The organism is Paractinoplanes rishiriensis (assembly GCF_016862375.1).
GTDB lineage: Bacteria > Actinomycetota > Actinomycetes > Mycobacteriales > Micromonosporaceae > Actinoplanes > Actinoplanes rishiriensis.
This window is the reverse complement of sequence record NZ_BOMV01000051.1, coordinates 46,649-64,365: the sequence shown is the minus strand read 5'-3', so window position 1 is coordinate 64,365 and position 17,717 is coordinate 46,649. Positions and strand designations below refer to the sequence as shown.

Below are 17,717 nucleotides of genomic sequence, written 5' to 3'. Positions count from 1 at the left end.
GGAGAGCCCGAGTGAGCCAGCCCAGCCTCAGCCTGGTCGACACCGACCCGGCCGAATTGGCCGTCGATGCCATCGTCATCGGCCTGCACAGCCAGCCCGACGAGGGCGGAGCCCTGCTGCCGGCCGCCGGCGCCGAGAGCATCGCCGCCGCGTTCGACGGACAGCTCACCGCGACGCTGGCGCTGCTGGGGGCGAGCGGCGCGCCCGGCGAGGTGACGAAGCTGGCCACCCTGGGCACCGTCGCGGCGCCGCTGGTGGTCGCGGTGGGCCTGGGCGACGAGCCGTCCGGCTCGGCGCCGCAGGCCGAAAAACTGCGCCGGGGTACGGGCGCCGCGGTGCGCGCCCTGGCCGGCAGCGGCACCGTGGCGCTGGCCCTGCCGCTGCCCGACGACGAGGACGCGCCGGCCGTGCTGCGGGCCATCCTGGAGGGCGCGCTCCTGGGCGGTTACCGGTTCGCCGGCTACAAGACCAGGCCGCAGCCGAACCGCCGGGAGCCGGTGGCCGAGTTGCAGGTGCACGTGCCGGACGCGGCCGACGCCGCGGCGCGGGCCGAGGTGGTCCGGGCCGAGGTGATCGCCCGGTCGGTCCGGCTGGCCCGGGACTGGGTCAACATGGCGCCGAACGAGTTGCGCCCGCCGCAGTTCGCCGACGCCGTGGTGGCCGCGGTCGAGGGCAGCGGCCTCGAGGTCGAGGTGCTCGACTTCGACCAGCTCAAGTCCGGCGGGTACGGCGGCATCGTGGCCGTGGGGCAGGGTTCCGAGGCGCCGCCCCGGCTGGTCCGCCTCGCGTACCGGCCCGAGGGTGTCGAGTCGCCGAAACGGGTGGCGCTGGTCGGCAAGGGCATCACGTTCGACACCGGCGGCATCAGCATCAAGCCGGTGGCCGGCATGTGGGAGATGAAGTCCGACATGGCCGGTGCGGCCGCGATCGGCGCCGCGATGCTCGCGGTCGCCGCGCTCAAGCCGCAGGTCGCCGTCACCGGCTACCTCGCGATGGCGGAAAACATGCCGTCCGGCTCGGCGTACCGGCCGGGCGACGTCATCACCATGTTCGACGGCAAGCGGGTCGAGGTGTTCAACACCGACGCCGAGGGCCGCATGGTGCTGGCCGACGCGATCGGCCGGGCCTGCGCGGACGGCGCCGACTACCTGTTCGAGACGTCCACTCTGACCGGCGGCCAGGTGATCGCGCTGGGCAAGCGGATCGCCGGGCTGATGGGTTCGGACGGCGCGGTCGACCTGATCCGCGAGGCCGGCGAGCGGGTGGGCGAGCCGGCCTGGCCGATGCCGCTGCCGGAGGAGGTCCGCAAGGGCATGGAGTCGGACGTCGCCGACATCTGCCAGACCAACTCCAACCTGGACCGTGCCGGGCACATGTTGCAGGGCGGGGTTTTCCTGCGCGAGTTCGTGGCCGAGGGCGTCGAGTGGGCGCACATCGACATCGCCGGGCCGGGTTACCACGCCGGCGAGGCCACCGGGTACTGGACCAAGGGCGGCACCGGCGTGCCGATCCGCACCCTGCTCCAGGTGATCGGCGAGATCGGCCGGGCCTGAGCCTCGGCTAGACCGGGCGGCGCTTCTGCCGTTCGTTGTAGTCGCGCATCCGCTGCGGGTAGCCCATCAGCTTGACGTCGTAGATCGGCAGCGAGAGCTGATGGGCCCAGCGCCGGGCGATCTCGGGCGACTCGATGCGGCGCCTGGTCCACTCGCCGTCGTGTGCCACGAGCAACACGGTGGTCTCGGTCACCGTGGTGCGGGGCTCGATGAACGCCTCCACACCCCGGCGGGACCGGACAAACTCCGCAAGGTACTCAAGGTCGGCACGTTGCACGGGGCGGCCGGCCGCTCGCCCCGCCTCTTTGCGCCGCCGAAACCAGGCCACAGCGCGCTCCTCACGCTCAATTCCCGCAAGGGTACGACGAGTGCGGGTGTCGTAGGGCACCTGGCTGCATCCACCGGTGGCAGAAGTGGAAAGATGGCCTGGACATACTGTGACCGTTTCCATTGTGTGACCCACATGGCGACGATGCGACCACTGGAGTCAGCGTGAGCCAGCCGAACGGCGGAACCTTCGACATCGTCATTCTTGGCGCGGGCAGCGGTGGTTATGCGGCCGCCCTGCGCGCCGCCGAGCTCAACCTCTCGGTAGCCCTGATCGACAAGGCCGAGCTGGGCGGCACCTGCCTGCACCGCGGTTGCATCCCGACCAAGGCGCTGCTGCACGCCGCCGAGATCGCCGATCAGACCCGGGAGAGCGAGCAGTTCGGCGTCAAAGCCGACCTGGTCGGCATCGACATGGCCGGGGTCAACGCGTACAAGGACGGCGTGGTCGGCCGCCTCTACAAGGGTCTGCAGGGCCTGCTCAAGCAGGACAGGATCACGCTGGTGGCCGGCGCCGGCAAGCTGGTCGCCAAGGACACCGTCGAGGTCGACGGCAAGCGGTACACCGGCCGCAACGTCATCCTGGCCTCCGGGTCATACTCGCGCAGCCTGCCCGGCCTCGAGGTGGACGGCAAGCGGGTCATCGCCAGCGAGCACGCGCTGCGCCTCGACCGGGTGCCGGCGTCGGCGATCGTGTTGGGCGGCGGCGTCATCGGCGTCGAGTTCGCCAGCGTGTGGAAGTCGTTCGGCGCCGACGTCACCATCCTCGAGGCCCTCCCCCGGCTGGTCGCCGCGGAGGACGAGGAGATCTCCAAGCAGGTCGAGCGGGCGTTCCGCAAGCGCAAGATCAACTTCAAGGTCGGCAAGCCGTTCGAGAAGGTCGAGCACACCGACAACGGCGTGCGGGCCACCATCCAGGGCGGCGAGACCATCGAGGCCGAGGTGCTGCTGGTCGCCGTCGGCCGCGGCCCGACGACGGACGGCCTCGGCTACGCCGAGCAGGGCGTCAAGCTCGACCGCGGCTTCGTGATCACCAACGAGCGGCTGCACACCGGCGTCGGCAACATCTACGCGGTCGGCGACATCGTGCCCGGCCTCCAGCTGGCGCACCGCGGTTTCGCGCAGGGCATCTTCGTGGCCGAGGAGATCGCCGGCCTGCGGCCCGCCGTGATCGACGAGGCCGGCATCCCGCGGGTCACCTACTGCGACCCCGAGGTGGCCTCGATGGGCCTCACCGAGGCCAAGGCCAAGGAGCAGTACGGCGCCGACAAGGTCACGACGTTCAACTACAACCTCGGCGGCAACGGCAAGAGCCAGATCCTCAAGACCCAGGGCTTCGTCAAGCTGGTCCGGGTCAACGACGGCCCGGTGGTCGGCGTCCACATGGTGGGGGCCCGGGTGGGCGAGTTGGTCGGCGAGGCCCAGCTGATCTACAACTGGGAGGCCTTCCCTGAGGAGGTCGCGCAGCTGGTGCACGCCCACCCGACGCAGAGCGAGGCACTCGGCGAGGCCTTCCTGGCCCTGGCCGGCAAGCCCCTGCACGTCCACGCCTGATTCGTTCCGGACTTTGAAGGAGTTCTGAGACATGCCGGTATCGGTCACCATGCCGCGGCTGGGTGAGAGTGTCACCGAGGGCACCGTCACGCGCTGGCTCAAGCAGGAGGGCGAGCGGGTGGAGGCGGACGAGCCGCTGCTCGAGGTCTCCACCGACAAGGTCGACACCGAGATCCCGTCGCCGGCCGCGGGCGTGCTCACCCGCATCGTGGTCGGCGAGGACGAGACCGCCGACGTCGGCAGCGAACTCGCGGTCATCTCGGGCGACGGCGAGGACGAGGGTTCCGCCCCGCAGGCCGAGGCCCCCGCGGCCCAGCCGGAAGCGGCGGCCGAGCCCGAGGCGGAGGCCGAGCCGGAGGCCGAGCCGGAGCCGCCCGCTCCCACCGAGCCCTCCACCGAGAAGCCGGTCGAGGAGGAGGCCCCGGCCCCGCAGACCGCTTCGTCGCAGGGCGGCGGCGGGGGCACCGAGGTCAAGATGCCGGCGCTCGGCGAGAGCGTCACCGAGGGCACCGTGACCCGCTGGCTCAAGCAGGTCGGCGACAGCGTCGAGGTCGACGAGCCGCTGCTCGAGGTCTCCACCGACAAGGTCGACACCGAGATCCCGTCGCCGGTCGCCGGCACCCTGCTCGACATCCGGGTGCAGGAGGACGAGACGGCCGACGTCGGTGCCGTGCTCGCCGTGGTCGGCGCCGAGGGCAGCGCGCCGGCCGCCGAGCCCGCTCCGAAGCAGCCGGCCCCGCAGCAGCGCCAGGAGCCGGAGGCCCCCAAGCCGGAGGCCCCCAAGCAGGAGGAGGCGGCGGCCCCGCAGCCGCGGATCGAATCGGCTCCGGCGCCCGACATCGCGCCGGGTTCCTCCTACGCCGAGCCGGCCCCGCAGGCCGAGACGGCCGAGGAGCCGGAGGCCGCCGAGCGTGCCGCCCAGCCGGCCGCGCCCGCGCCGTCGGCCGAGACGGTCCGGGCCAACGGTGCCGGCGACGCCGGTTACGTGACCCCGCTGGTCCGCAAGCTGGCCGCCGACAAGGGCGTGGACCTGTCCACCCTGACCGGCACCGGCGTGGGCGGCCGCATCCGAAAGCAGGATGTGATCGACGCGGCCGAGAAGGCCGCCGCCGCGAAGGCCGCACCGGCACCCGCCGCGGCCGCTCCGGCCGCGGCCGGCAAGGCCCCGGCCGCCAAGCCGGCGCCCAGCCCGCTGCGTGGCCGCACCGAGAAGCTGACCCGCACCCGGGCCACCATCGCCCGCCGCATGGTCGAGTCGCTGCAGGTCTCGGCGCAGCTCACCACGGTCGTCGAGGTCGACGTCACCAAGGTCGCCCAGCTGCGTGGCCGGGCCAAGGCCGACTTCCAGGCCAAGCACGGCGTGAAGCTCACCTTCATGCCGTTCTTCGCCCTGGCCGCGGTCGAGGCGCTCCAGCAGCACCCGGTGGTCAACTCGTCGATCGACCAGGAGGCCGGCACGGTCACCTACCACGACGCCGAGCACCTGGGCATCGCGGTGGACACGCCGAAGGGCCTGATCGTTCCGGTGATCAAGGACGCCGGCGACCTCAACCTGGCCGGCCTGGCCAAGCGGATCGCCGACGTGGCCGACCGCACCCGGAACAACAAGATCGGCCCGGACGAGATCTCCGGCGGCACGTTCACGCTGACCAACACCGGCAGCCGGGGCGCGCTGTTCGACACGCCGATCATCAACCAGCCGCAGGTCGGCATCCTCGGCACCGGCGCCGTCGTCAAGCGGGCCGTGGTCGTCGACGACGCCAACCTCGGCGAGATCATGGTGCCGCGCTCGATGGTCTACCTGGCCCTGAGCTACGACCACCGGATCGTCGACGGCGCCGACGCGGCCCGCTTCCTGGTCAGCATCAAGGAACGGCTGGAGGGCGGCCAGTTCGAGGCCGACCTGGGTCTCTAGCACGTACGTTGCCCACGGGGCGCGCCGGAGACCCGGTGCGCCCCGTTTGTTTTGAACGGGTTCAATCATGGGTACCGTGCCAGCATGCGGATCCTCATGGCCGGCGCGTCCGGTTACCTCGGCCCGCGCCTCGCCGACCGGTTGCGGGGCAGCGGCCACGACGTCAAGCGCCTGGTCCGCCGGCCCGCCCAGCGCCCCGACGAGGTGCCCTGGCAGCCGGCGCAGGGTCAACTCGACCCGGCCGCGGTGGCCGCGGCCGACGTGGTGATCAACCTGGCCGGCGCGAACGTCGGCGGCTGGCGCTGGACCGACCGATACAAGCGGGTGCTGCGCTCCAGCCGGGTCGACACCACCGGCACCCTCGCGCAGGCCATCGCCCACCTGCCCGCCGAGGACCGGCCGCACACGCTGCTCCAGTCCTCCGGTGTCGGCTGCTACGGCGACACCGGCGACACCCCGGCCACCGAGGAGACGCCGCCCGGCTCCACCTTCCTGGCCGACCTGTGCCGGGTCTGGGAGGCCGCGGCCCGTCCCGCCGAGGACGCCGGCACCCGGGTGGCGCTGCTCCGCACCGCGCCGATCGTCGACGGCAGCGGCGGCCTGCTCAAGCCACTGATGATCCCGTTCAAGCTGGGTGCGGGCGCCCGGATCGGCGCCGGCCGGCAGTGGATGGCCTGGATGGCGCTGCCCGACTGGCTCGCCGCGGCCGAGTTCGTGATGGACCACGACGAGGTGGCCGGGCCGGTCAACATGGTCAGCGGCGAGCAGTGCACCAACGCCGAGTTCACCCGCGCCTTCGCCCAGGCCGTGCGCCGGCCGGCCGTGCTGGCGGTGCCCGGCTTCGTGCTGGACGCCGCGCTCGGCGAGATCGCCGGCGAGATGCAGCGCAGCCAGCGCGTCGTACCCGCGGTGCTGCGCCGGCACGGCTTCGCGTGGCAACTACCCACGATCGAGGCGGCGTTGCGGCACGCGGTCGGCCGTCCGGCGGCCGCTACCCAGGGAAATCCAGCCTGAGCTTGCTAACCTGCGGCTGATGACCGTCGCCGTTCCCGATACCGAGCCCGCCGAGGATCGCCCGGCCCCGCCCGTCACCGGGACGGCCCGCCGCCGCTGGCGCTCCCACCTCACGGTGGCCGCGATCGCCCTCGGGCTCGCGGTCTATCTGACGAACGGCCTGTGGCGGCAGCCATACCTGCACGTGATCTCGGACAACGTCGGCGATCAGGCGTTCTTCGAGTGGGTGCTGGCGTACGGCACGGAACTGCTGCGCAACGGCGGCGACCCGTTCTTCGCCGCGATACTGAACGTCCCGGACGGGGTGAACCTCGCGGCCAACACGTCGGTGACGGCGTACGCGATCCTGTTCTCGCCGCTCACCATGCTGGCCGGACCGCAGGTCACCTTCGCCACCATCCTGACCCTCAACCTGGCCGGCGCGGCCTTCGCCTGGTACCTGTTCCTGCTGCGCTGGGTCACCCGTAACGCGTTCGCGGCCGGGCTCGCCGGGATCTTCTGCGGGTTCGCACCCGGCTTCGTGTCACACGCCAACGGTCACCTCAACTGGAGTTCGGGCTGGGTGGCACCGGTCGTGCTGTGGTGGCTGCTGCGGATGCGCCAGCCCGGCCGCTGGCTGCTCAACGGCGCGGTGCTCGGCCTGCTGCTGGCCGTCTGCTTCACGATCGCGGCCGAGGGTCTGTTCTTCACCGCGCTGGCCGGTGGCACCTTCGTGATCGTCTGGGCGCTGCACCCGGCCGTCCGGGGCGAGGCCAGCGCCGCGCTGCGGCCCATGCTGGCCGGGCTCGGGGTCACCGCGGTCGTCGCGTTCGCGCTGCTCGCGTACCCCCTCCATATGCATTTCTCCGGACCGCAGACCTTCACCGGCACCGGGTTCAACCAGCGGCACTACGCCGAGGACATCGCCTCCTTCTTCGCCTTCTCGGACCGCACACTGGCGGCCTGGGCCGGGCTCAGCAACGATCTGGCGGCCAACCCGACCGAGCAGACGTCGTTCTTCGGCCTGCCGCTGATGGTGCTGATGATCGGCACGCTGGTCATGCTCTGGAAGCGGGCCGACCCGGGCCGGCTGGCCACGCTGCGCGCGCTGGCCGTCGTGGGCGGCCTGTTCCTGGTCGTCTCGCTCGGCCCGCGGCTGCGGATCTTCGGCTACGAGTCCGACATCCCGCTGCCGTACGCGCTGCTCCAGCGCCTGCCGCTGTTCGACGCGGCGCTGCCGGCCCGGTTCGCCCTGGTGCTGGTCGGCGTCTTCGGCGTGCTCATGGCGCTGGCCGTCGACCACCTGATGAACGCGACCGAGTCGCCGCCGGCCGCCCAGCCCGCGTTCGCCGCCGCGTTCACCCTGGCCCTTCTCCCGATCTTCCCGCTGCCGCTGCTCTACACCGACCGCAGCCCCGAGCCGCAGTTCATCGCGAACCGCACCTGGGAGCGCTACGTCCCCGAGGGCGGCACGCTCAGCGCCATCCCGTTCGCCATCAACGTGGCCGCCGACGGACAGCGCTGGCAGGCGTACACGATGGCCCGGGGCGGACGGCAGTTCAAGATCCCCGGCGGCTACTTCCTCGGCCCCGACTCCGACGGCCCCACCGGGAAGGGCCGGATCGGCGCCCTGCCGCGCCGCACCGACTGGCTGTTCCTGCGGGCCGCGCTGTACGGCTACCTCGCCGATGTGGACAACTGGGATCGCGCCCAGGCCCGGGCCGACTTCCAGCATTGGGGCATCGACGTGCTGGTGCTGCCGCGGCAGATCACCGGTCCGGAGGGCCCGCTGTTCCGCTCGGCCGTCGAGATCACCGTGACCGACCTGCTGGGCCCGCCGGAACGCGTCGACGACGTGCTGGTGTGGCGCATCCGCCAGGGCGTGGATCCCATCGACAGGTGACCCGGGGATAGGGTTGGCGGCGTGACATCCTCGACGCTCACGGTGCTGCGTCCGGGCCTGGTCGACTACCGCGAGGCCTGGGACGAGCAGCGCCGCCTGCACGACGCCGTGGTGGCGGGCGAGCAGCCCGACACCATCCTGCTGCTGGAGCACCCCAGCGTGTTCACCGCGGGCAAGCGCACCGAGCCCGCCGACCGCCCCGTCGACGGCACACCGGTCGTCGACGTCGACCGCGGCGGCAAGCTCACCTGGCACGGCCCCGGCCAGTTGGTGGGCTATCCGATCATCCGGCTGCCCGACCCGGTCGACGTGGTCGCCTACGTGCGCCGCACCGAGCAACTGCTGATCGACGTCTGTGCCGAGTTCGGCGTGGTCACCGACCGCATCGAGGGCCGCAGCGGCGCCTGGGTGCGGGCCGACGACCGGGGCCCGGACCGCAAGATCGCGGCGATCGGCATCCGGGTGGCGCGGGGCGTGACGCAGCACGGGTTCGCGCTCAACTGCGACTGCGACCTGTCGGCGTACGACCGCTTTGTGCCCTGCGGCATCCGCGACGCCGGCGTGACCTCGCTGACCACCGAGGTCGGGCGGCCGGTCCCGGTCGCCGAGGTGCTGCCGGTGCTCGAACGCCACCTGCCGACGCTGCTCTGATGGCCCTCTACAAGGATCCGCAGGACTCCCGGGTCTTCGTGCCCAAGCAGGGCGGCGGGATGGGCCTGAACTTCGCCCACCCCATCGCCTGGGCGATCGTGGTCTCGATGACCGTCATCCCGGTCGTGGTGGTGACGGTCACGACGATTGCCCTGCTGCTCTGACGTCTACGGCGTCAGCCGGTTCAGGTCGCGCGGGAACGCGGTCACCTCGCGCACGTTCGCCGCACCGAGCAGCCGCGCCACCAGGCGTTCCAGCCCGATCGCCCAGCCACCGTGCGGCGGCATCCCGTAGCGGAAACCGTCCAGGTAGCCCTCGTACGGCTCGAGCGGTTCGCCGGCCCTCTGCAGCGCGGCCACGTAGTCCTCGTAGCGGTGCAGCCGCTGCCCGCCGGTCACGATCTCCAAACCCCGGAAGAGCAGGTCAAAGCCATTCGAGTACGCGGGCAGAGCCGGGTCCGGGTGGGTGTAGAACGGCCGTTTCCGCATCGGGTAGCCGGTCACGTAGAGGAACTCGGAGTCGTGCTCCCGGAGCGCCCACTCGCCCAGCGCCCGCTCGTGCGCCGGGGCCAGGTCGGGTTCGTCGGCCGGCGCGCCCACGATCCGCAGCGCCTCGGTGAAGTGCACCGCCGGGATCTCGGCGAGCACCTTGGGGACCGCCGTCCCGGCACTTTCCGCGACGGTCGCCATCATCACGCTCAGCGTGCGGGTCAGCGCCGCCATCACGTCCCGGTGGTCGGTCACGAAACCCATCTCGGCGTCCAGCGACGTGTACTGCGCCAGGTGCCGGACCGTGTCGCTGGGCTCGGCGCGGAACACCGGTCCCGCCTCGAAGACCCGCTCGAACACGCCGACCATCAACTGCTTGTAGAACTGCGGCGACTGCGCCAGATAGGCCGGCCGCCCGAAGTAGTCGAGCCGGAACACGTTGGCCCCCGACTCGGTCGACGAACCGACGATCTTCGGCGTCTGGATCTCGACGAACCGCTGCTCGGTCAGCGCTGCCCGGAATCCGGTAGTCGCGGCGGCAGCCACCTTGAGTGCCTGCCGGCGTACCGGATGACGCAGCGCAAGCCCCGCATGCGCGAGCTGGGTGGGCAGGCTCGCGCTCAGCGCGGGGCGATGCAGTTCAAAGGGCAGCGGTACGCGCACAGCGGACAGAACCCGGATCGCCGGACCGGTCAGCTCGACGCCGCCCGGTGCCTGCGCGTTGGCGCTGACCGTGGCCTCGACCTGGACGACGCTCTCCTCGGTGAGCTCCTCGAGCAGGGCGCGGGTCGCGGGTTCGGTGACGACGACCTGGCTGAGCCCCTCGGCGTCCCGGACGATCAGGAAGGCCACCGACTTGAGCAGCCGGCGGCGGTGAATCCAGCCGGCGATCGTCACGGTCCTGCCGACGTGGGTGGCCAGTTGGGTGGAGAGGATGCGTTGCATGGCGGAACCTCCTCTGGTGACTGCAACGCGGCCCCAGGGAGGTGTGGGCGAGCGGGATCCTCGCGGTGCCACCACACCTTCGCGCCCTTGTTCCGGGCGCCTCTTGTCGTGCCTCGGCTCGGGAGTGTCTTCACGCCCCGGCGCACGGGCCGCCATCACAGCTACGGCGGCTCTCTCGGCCGGCGGTCCGGAGCGCTACTCGGTTCCGTCACTGCCGTAGCGCGACGTTAACAGCAGGCGACCTGCGGTGAAAGCACATTCGCCCGCAGTCGGTGACGGCGGTCACACCTAAGGTCACGTGAGCCTCGTCGCCCCTGTCTAGGCAGGAACCTATTCAGGCGTAATCTCGCCTTGTGACTATTGCTCCCGAGGGCCGCCGCATGCTGCGCATCGAAGCGCGCAACGCCGAAACTCCCATCGAGCGGAAGCCGCCCTGGATCAAAGTCAAAGCCAAGATGGGCCCCGAGTACACACAGATGCGGGGCCTGGTGCAAAAGGAAGGCCTGCACACGGTCTGTCAGGAGGCCGGCTGCCCCAACATCTATGAGTGTTGGGAAGACCGTGAGGCCACCTTCCTGATCGGCGGCGACCAGTGCACCCGCCGCTGCGACTTCTGCCAGATCGACACCGGTAAGCCTGCCGAGTTCGACGCCGACGAGCCCCGCCGCGTCGGCGAGTCGGTGGCCACCATGGGCCTGCGCTACGCCACGGTCACCGGCGTGGCCCGCGACGACCTGCCCGACGGCGGCGCCTGGCTCTACGCCGAAACCGTCCGCCAGATCCACAAGCTCCAGCCCGGCTGCGGCGTCGAGTTGCTGATCCCCGACTTCAACGCCGACCCGGCCCAGCTGGCCGAGGTCTTCGGCGCCGCACCCGAGGTGCTGGCCCACAACGTCGAAACGGTCCCCCGCATCTTCAAGCGCATCCGCCCGGCGTTCCGCTACGAGCGCTCCCTGAACGTCCTGACCCAGGCCCGAGCCGCCGGCCTGGTGACAAAGAGCAACCTGATCCTGGGCATGGGCGAGGAGCGCGCCGAGGTCTCCCAGGCCTTGCGCGACCTCCACAACGCCGGCTGCGAACTGGTGACCATCACCCAGTACCTCCGCCCCACCCCGCGCCACCACCCGGTGGAGCGCTGGGTAAAGCCCGAGGAATTCGTAGAACTACGCGAGGAGGCCGACCAGATCGGCTTCGCCGGCGTGATGAGCGGCCCCTTGGTCCGCTCGTCGTACCGCGCCGGCCGCCTGTACCAGCAGGCCCTCGACGCCCGCGGCTGAACCCGCCCCGAGGCCCCGCACTGACCCGGTGCTCGGCCACTGATCACCGCAACCGCACCCCGGAACCCGGTCCGCATCATGGCCGAGATTCCAACGGTCCGGACCGTCCGCGGTACTCCACCCCATCTGGTCGAACAAAAGCCGCTTTCCCGTTCATAACGGCAACCCGGCGCCGACGAGCTTCTGTTCGCCTCGAGTCTTCTGGATGGCGTGGTCGCGGCGCGACGTCGAGGCCCGCCTGGCGGTCCGGCGCTCGTCCGGCCCTTTCGCCGCAAAGTCCCCCGCTCGTGCGCGTCCGGGACGCAACGACCCAGGCCCCATCGCCCTGACGCCGGGTGCCCGACCCGAAATGGCGAAATTAGTCGAGTGACCACAGATCGCCAAAATCTCGCCACGCGGCCCGTGGCGTCTGGTTAGGGCGGTACTTGTCGGATATATCCGGGTGCCGAGAGCGGCGCGACAGCTAGGGGCCACCGGGAGAGCTGCCGCATCAAGGGACGACCATGCTTGTGGCTATCGGCTCGGCCGCGCAGGAACGAAAGTGGGGGGAGTCGAGTGGTCGGGGCGCGCTAAGCCGGCACCGCGGTACGCGAGGGTCGGAACGCATGCTGCTGGGTGCGCTGGCGCTTCGGGGACTTGAGGATTGTGGGCCCGGCTAGGGCAAAAACGACTTATCGGGTTAGGGGCCGGGTGGCCGGGTGGGTGGGAGGTGGTGCTGGTCGGGCAGGGTTTTTGCTGGTGGTTAGTGGGGGTGCCTAGCCTGGAACTGGGTGGTGTGAAGCCGCTCGATGGTGAAGAACGGGGAGACGTGGATCCGGGCCGGGGTTTCTCGGTCACCGCTTGGCGGCCCGGGTAGTCAGAGGTGAGACCGGCCCCAATCGGTTGCGCTGAGGATTGGGGACTGGGGCGTGCGGCGGTTCTTGCTTGTGCTGGCCGGTTTGACCGCTGTGCTGGCCACCTCGGGGGTTCCGGCCGTGGCGGCCACCGCTACTGCGGCATCGTGTGTTTCCGCGGCTCAGGCCGAGTACCGGCGCACGTTCGACGGGGCGGCCGGGAAAGTCACGATTCGCGCGGAGCGGGCCCTGTGTTCGGGGCAGAAGCAGGCCTTTTCGCTGGTTTCCTACACGGCGGGGGCGCCCGGGACGGCCAGTGGGCAGTTCGTCTACGACTCGGCCGGCGCGACCATCACCTCTAGCCGTCGATCCGTGACGCTTGACGTAGCCGTACCAGCATGCTTTTTCCAAGTGAATGCCATCAAGGGCACCGGGGTGCGCACCGAGACCACCAGCAACACCAGTCCCTACGGTGCCGCGAACCTGCTCGACTGGTACGCGGGCGGCAGCACGGCCTGCACCGCCACGCCCACGGTCACGTTCGCCAACGCCTGCGACGGCACCTTCACCGCGACGCTCGCCAACGGGCGGTCGGCCAACGCGCAGGCGATCTTTGTCGTCGGTGAGCGGCGGATCCGGCTGCCGGCCGGGGGCTCGACGAAGCTGCGGGGCGGCAAGAACTCGACCCTGACGATCCGGGCCAGCAACTTCACCACGTACGTGGGCACCTGGGGTTTGCCGGACGGACCCTGCGCCGCCCCGACCCAGCCGGCACCCACCCGGGTCGCGTCGCCCGCCGCGGCCGTGCCCACCCAGGGCGCGGTGACGCCGGGCCCCACGACCACCTCCTCCGCCCCGGCGTCGGGCAGCGGGGGCGGCATCGTGGACGAGGCGGCCTACGGCACCGGCCCGGACGGCACCGCCCCTGCCTCGGCCACGCCGGTCGCCCAGGCCACGAGCGGCATGGGCGCCGGCAGCGTCCTCGTGATCGTGCTGGGGCTGCTGATGATCGGCGGCGGCCTGATCGTCCTCACCAAGGTGATCCGCAGCATCCGCAGCACCTGACCTAACCGGCGAACCGGCCGGCCGCCACGAACGCGGCCAGGGCCAGGTAGAGGAGGTTGACCAGGACGTGCTTGAACTCGTGCAGGCGGTACACGACAACGGCGGCGCCGATCATGATGATCGCGATGCCGACGGCGGCCAGCGGGGTCAGGATCGGCGCGATGCCGAGCAGGACGGGCAGGATCAGGCCGATGGCGCCCAGGACCTCGAGGGCGCCCAGGGTCTTGACGAAGCGGGGGCTGAACTGGAGTGCCCAGCCGCCGCCGGGGGCCTTGGCCAGCGTTTCGCGGGGGACGAACAGCTTGGTCAGGCCGGCGAACAGGAAGGCGGTGGCCAGCAGGCCGGAGATGATCCAGAGTGCGGTGTTCATGAGAGTTCTCCTTCGCGCAGGCCCATACGGGCTAGTCGGTCGGGATCGCTCACCGAGAGGATGGCGACAATGCGGCCGTCGACGATCGTGCAGGACACCACGCCCATCAGCCGGCCGGTTCGGGTCCGGCCGACGAGCGCGGGCTCGCCGTTGAGCAGGGCGGGTACCGCGGTTGCCACCGCCCGGATCCCGTGCAGCACGCGTTCGGCCACCGCCGCCGCACCGTCGCGGCCGACCAGGCCGTGCGCGCTGTAGGAGCGCCAGGTCACCTGCGGATGGAGCAGGCGCAGCAGGCCGTCGAAGTCACCGCCGCGGGCCGCCGCCAGGAACGCGTCGACCACCTCGCGCTGCTTGCGGCGTTCCTCGGCCGGCCGGGGCGTGCCCTGGACCTTGCGCCGGGCTCGGCTGGCCAGCATCTTGGTGGCGTCCGCGGACCTGCCGATGATCTGGCCGATGTCGTCGAACGGCACCGCGAACAGGTCGTGCAGCACGAACGCCAGCCGCTCGGCGGGCCCGAGCGCGTCGAGCACCACCAGCAGCGCCGTCCCGACCGAGTCGGCGAGCAACGCCTCGTCCTCAGGCGCTACGCCGCTGTCCTCGGTCAGCACGAACTCGGGCAACCTGTCCTCGTACGACGTCTCGGGCCGGGCCCGGCGCGACCGCAGCACGTCGATGCAGACCCGCCCGACCACCGTGGTCAGCCAGCCGCCGAGGTTGTCGATCGCCCCGGCGTCCTGGCGGGCCAGCCGCAGCCACGCCTCCTGCACCGCGTCCTCGGCGTCCGCCCGCGAGCCGAGCATCCGGTGGGCCACCGCGACAAGACGGGCGCGTTCCCGCTCGAACGCTCCCGCGAGGGTCTCCTCCGGGGCCGATCCGGCCATGTCGTCACCTTCCTCGAGCGATTCCGTCACAGGTCCTGACGGAATCGGAAGGGCCGAGGTAACAGAGCAGGTCAGTCCTCGGCCAGCAGGCCGAGGCGGTGAGCCACCGCGGCGGCCTCGACCCGGTTGGCCACCTCCAGTTTCGCGATGATGCGGGACACGTGGACGCTCGCCGTCTTGGGCGAGATGTAGAGGCTGGCGGCTATCCGGCTGTTGCTCTGGCCCTGTGCCACCAGGCGCAGCACCTCGCGTTCGCGGGCCGTCAGGATCTCGGTGCCGGCGGCGGCCGGTGCGGCGGGTGCCCGGACGCCCAGCCGGCGGGCCAGGGTCTCGGCGGCGTCGAACACCGGGACCGCGCCCAGCGCGTCGGCGATGGCCTGCGCCTCGGTCAGCGACTCAGCCGCCGCGGCCCGGTCGTGCGCCTGGGACTCGGCCAGCCCGAGCAGCGCCGTGGCCAGCTCGTAGCGGTGACCGTCGGCGCGCCAGGCGTCGACCGCGGCCTGCCATCGCTGTTCTCCGGAGTCCAGCAGGGCGGCGACCTGGGCGGCGAAGGCGCGGGCGGCCGGGTAGTCGGTGGGCAGGCCGTCGGCGGCCCGGCGCACGCAGCGAGACAGGTCGTCGCCGCCGGGGACGGTGGCCGCGACCCGGGCCGCGGAGGCGAGCAGGGGCCAGGCGTAGCGGGGGCGCTGGGTCACGGCCGGCTCGAGGACGGCGGCGTGGGCGATCTCGAGCGCGGCGGCCGGGTCGGCGGCGGCGTCGAGAGCCAGCAGGACCCGCAGGTTTTGGATGCACAGCCGGTTTTCCGCGTGCAGGAACGGCTTGCCCAGCCAGGTGCCGGCACTGTGCACCAGAGCCCCGGCCGTGTCGCGGCCACGCGCCAGCCGCAGTTTGGCCCGCAGACGCAGCCACGGCAGGCCCAGCGTGCCGGGCGGATCGTGCCGGGCGGCCTCGGCCAGGCGGGCGTCCGCCTCGTCCCAGCGGCCCAGCGCGATCAGGGCCTCGGCGAGGTTGGCCAGCAGGAACACGCCGGTGGTGCGGCTCACGCCGACCCGGTCGGCGTCCGGGACGCCCTCGGCCGCGGCCGCCGCGGACTCCTCGTAGCGGCCCACCTCGAACAGGGCGTCGGAGATGTTGACCAGGGCGTGCGCGAGGCTCGGCAGGTCGCCGGCGGCCCGGGCGCGATCGGCCGCCGCATACATGGTCGAGAGGACGTCGCCGGGCATGGCGCGACCGGCGCAGACCTCGCCGTATGCCACCTCGGCTGCCACCTGGGTGGCCAGGTCGCCCTCGTCAGCCGCGGCCGCGATCGCCTCGCGGGCCACCTCGGTGACCCAGTCGCCGTCGAGAGCCGCGCCCACGTGGGCCAGGTCGGCCAGCAGGCGCACCCGGGTGGCGCCGGGCGGGGCCAGGCCGAGCAGGCGGTGCGCCTCGCGGCACTCGTCGGCACCGTCGCTCTTGCCCATCGTGCGCAGCAGCTTGACCCGGCGGATCAGCAGCCGGGCGGCGCGCAGCGGCTCGGCCTCGGCGTCGAGGTCGCCCAGGGCGGCCCGGGTCAGGCTGAGCGCGCGCAGGTGGTCGCCCCAGTCGATGGCGACCAGCGCGGCCTCCTCGAGCAGGTCGAGATGCTCGATGCCGAGCAGGGCGCCGGCGTCGGGCACGTCCTCCCAGAGTTCGAGTACGCGGTCGAGCAGCCGGGCCTGCTCGCCGAACGCGAACCGGCGACCGGCCTCGTCGGCGGCCCTCTTTGCGGCGACCAGCGCGCGCGGGTGGTCGCGGGCCGCGTGCCAGTGGTGGGCGACCTCGGCGGCGGCCCGGCCGGCCGCCACCAGCCCGGGATCGGCCTCGACCACCTCGGCGTAGCGGGCGTGCAGCCGCGCGTGCTCGCCGGGCAGCAGATCGTCGTGCACCGCCTCGCGGACGAGCGCGTGCCGGAACTCATAGCCGCCGTCGGGGTCGACGACGATCAGCTGGGCCGCCACGATCGCGCGCAGCGCCGACTCGAGGGTGCCCTCGTCCATCCCGGCGACCCGGGTGAGCAGCTCGTGGCCGAACGCGGTGCCGCCGACCGCGGCCACCCGGAGCACCCGCTGGGCCGGCTCGGGCAGCAGGTCGACCCGGGACAGCAGCAGATCACGCAGGCTGGTGGGGATGTCGGCGCAGGCCGGGTCGGCGGCGGTGGCGAACTGCACGATGAAGAACGGGTTGCCCTGTGCGCGTTCGTTGACCGCGTCGACCGTGGGCGGCCGGGGTTCGACGCCGAGCAGCTGGGTGAGCAGCTCGGCGGTGCCCTCGCGGTCGAGCCGGTCGACCTCGTGACGCTGTACGCCGCGGACCCGGTCGAGCTCGGCCAGGAAGGGGCGCAGCGGATGGCCGCGATGCAGCTCGTCGGTGCGGTAGGTGCCGACGAGCAGCAGCTGCGGCGCCCGGGCCGAACGGACCAGGAAGCCGATCAGATCACGGGTGGAGCGGTCGGCCCAGTGCAGATCCTCGAGGATCAGCACCACCGGGTGCTCGCGGCTGAGCGTGTCGAGCAGCGCGCCGACCGACTCGAACAGCAGGCCGCGCCGGGCGTCGCCGGGCTCGGGCGTCGGGCCCAGCTCGGGCAGCAGCCGGGCGAACTCCCGCTCGCGGCCGCCGAGGATCTCGGTGCCGTCGGCGCGGACCAGGTCGCGCAGCGCGGCCGCGAACGGCGCGAACGGCAGGCCCTCCTCACCGAGCTCGAGGCAGTGCCCGGTGAGGATCCGGACCGGGTCGCCGGCGAGGCCGCGGCAGAACTCCTCGACCAGGCGGGTCTTGCCCACCCCGGCCTCGCCGCCGATCAGCACCGTGGTCGGTTCGGCGTGCCGGATGCGTTTGAGGGCGTCACGCAGCACGGCCAGGTCGGCCTCACGGCCGACCAGGACCTCGCTGTGCGCATGCGCCGTCATGAGGTCGAGCATGCCACGGGGGTACGACAAGACCG

At 72.1% G+C, this 17,717-nt stretch carries 14 protein-coding genes; 9 read left to right on the top strand and 5 right to left on the bottom strand.

Annotated elements, in window-relative coordinates:
* Positions 1–11: 11 nt before the first annotated feature.
* Positions 12–1,553 (top strand): leucyl aminopeptidase, encoded by a 1,542-nt coding sequence (locus Ari01nite_RS21075; protein ID WP_203782998.1) that lies wholly within the window; start codon positions 12–14, stop codon positions 1,551–1,553.
* Between the two features lie 7 nt (positions 1,554–1,560).
* Here the strand turns inward: Ari01nite_RS21075 and Ari01nite_RS21070 are convergent, their stop codons facing one another.
* Entirely contained in the window at positions 1,561–1,881 is a 321-nt protein-coding gene (locus tag Ari01nite_RS21070) for a hypothetical protein (RefSeq protein WP_203782997.1), read from the bottom strand.
* Between the two features lie 164 nt (positions 1,882–2,045).
* Between Ari01nite_RS21070 and lpdA the strand changes: the two genes are divergently transcribed.
* The 6 genes from lpdA to Ari01nite_RS21040 all read left to right on the top strand — a co-directional run bounded on the left by lpdA (position 2,046) and on the right by Ari01nite_RS21040 (position 9,060).
* Positions 2,046–3,434 carry a dihydrolipoyl dehydrogenase gene (gene lpdA, locus Ari01nite_RS21065; RefSeq protein WP_203782996.1) on the top strand — a complete coding sequence of 463 codons (1,389 nt, stop codon included), beginning with the start codon at positions 2,046–2,048 and terminating at the stop codon, positions 3,432–3,434.
* Positions 3,435–3,465: 31 nt separating this feature from the next.
* The gene (gene sucB, locus Ari01nite_RS21060; RefSeq protein ID WP_203782995.1) at positions 3,466–5,349 is read left to right on the top strand and encodes a 2-oxoglutarate dehydrogenase, E2 component, dihydrolipoamide succinyltransferase; all 1,884 of its coding nucleotides are present in this window, start codon (positions 3,466–3,468) and stop codon (positions 5,347–5,349) included.
* Between the two features lie 84 nt (positions 5,350–5,433).
* The gene (locus Ari01nite_RS21055) at positions 5,434–6,363 is read left to right on the top strand and encodes a TIGR01777 family oxidoreductase (RefSeq protein ID WP_203782994.1); all 930 of its coding nucleotides are present in this window, start codon (positions 5,434–5,436) and stop codon (positions 6,361–6,363) included.
* Positions 6,364–6,382: 19 nt separating this feature from the next.
* Positions 6,383–8,245 carry a DUF6311 domain-containing protein gene (locus Ari01nite_RS21050; protein WP_239162890.1) on the top strand — a complete coding sequence of 621 codons (1,863 nt, stop codon included), beginning with the start codon at positions 6,383–6,385 and terminating at the stop codon, positions 8,243–8,245.
* A 21-nt stretch (positions 8,246–8,266) separates the two neighbouring features.
* Complete coding sequence (lipB, locus tag Ari01nite_RS21045) at positions 8,267–8,896, top strand: lipoyl(octanoyl) transferase LipB (RefSeq protein WP_203782993.1); 630 nt, start codon at positions 8,267–8,269, stop codon at positions 8,894–8,896.
* Complete coding sequence (locus Ari01nite_RS21040; RefSeq protein WP_203782992.1) at positions 8,896–9,060, top strand: DUF5808 domain-containing protein; 165 nt, start codon at positions 8,896–8,898, stop codon at positions 9,058–9,060. The genes lipB and Ari01nite_RS21040 overlap by 1 nt, the downstream gene beginning before the upstream one ends.
* Positions 9,061–9,063: 3 nt before the next feature.
* Here the strand turns inward: Ari01nite_RS21040 and aspS are convergent, their stop codons facing one another.
* Positions 9,064–10,329: an aspartate--tRNA(Asn) ligase gene (gene aspS, locus Ari01nite_RS21035; protein ID WP_203782991.1), complete on the bottom strand. Its 1,266-nt coding sequence runs from the start codon at positions 10,327–10,329 to the stop codon at positions 9,064–9,066.
* A gap of 380 nt (positions 10,330–10,709) precedes the next feature.
* Between aspS and lipA the strand changes: the two genes are divergently transcribed.
* Both lipA and Ari01nite_RS21025 read left to right on the top strand, forming a co-directional pair.
* Positions 10,710–11,606, top strand: coding sequence for a lipoyl synthase (lipA, locus tag Ari01nite_RS21030; RefSeq protein ID WP_203783224.1), 897 nt, complete (start codon positions 10,710–10,712; stop codon positions 11,604–11,606).
* A 1,244-nt stretch (positions 11,607–12,850) separates the two neighbouring features.
* Positions 12,851–13,504 carry a hypothetical protein gene (locus Ari01nite_RS21025; protein ID WP_203782990.1) on the top strand — a complete coding sequence of 218 codons (654 nt, stop codon included), beginning with the start codon at positions 12,851–12,853 and terminating at the stop codon, positions 13,502–13,504.
* A 1-nt stretch (position 13,505) separates the two neighbouring features.
* Here the strand turns inward: Ari01nite_RS21025 and Ari01nite_RS21020 are convergent, their stop codons facing one another.
* The 3 genes from Ari01nite_RS21020 to Ari01nite_RS50945 form a co-directional block, all read right to left on the bottom strand.
* A complete protein-coding gene (locus tag Ari01nite_RS21020) occupies positions 13,506–13,874 on the bottom strand; it encodes a DoxX family protein (RefSeq protein ID WP_203782989.1) in 369 nt (122 codons plus the stop codon).
* Positions 13,871–14,755 carry a sigma-70 family RNA polymerase sigma factor gene (locus Ari01nite_RS21015; RefSeq protein WP_203782988.1) on the bottom strand — a complete coding sequence of 295 codons (885 nt, stop codon included), beginning with the start codon at positions 14,753–14,755 and terminating at the stop codon, positions 13,871–13,873. Before Ari01nite_RS21015 ends, Ari01nite_RS21020 begins: the two co-directional genes overlap by 4 nt.
* A gap of 71 nt (positions 14,756–14,826) precedes the next feature.
* Positions 14,827–17,682, bottom strand: a complete 2,856-nt coding sequence (locus Ari01nite_RS50945) for a helix-turn-helix transcriptional regulator (RefSeq protein ID WP_275410861.1) — start codon at positions 17,680–17,682, stop codon at positions 14,827–14,829.
* Positions 17,683–17,717: the final 35 nt, after the last annotated feature.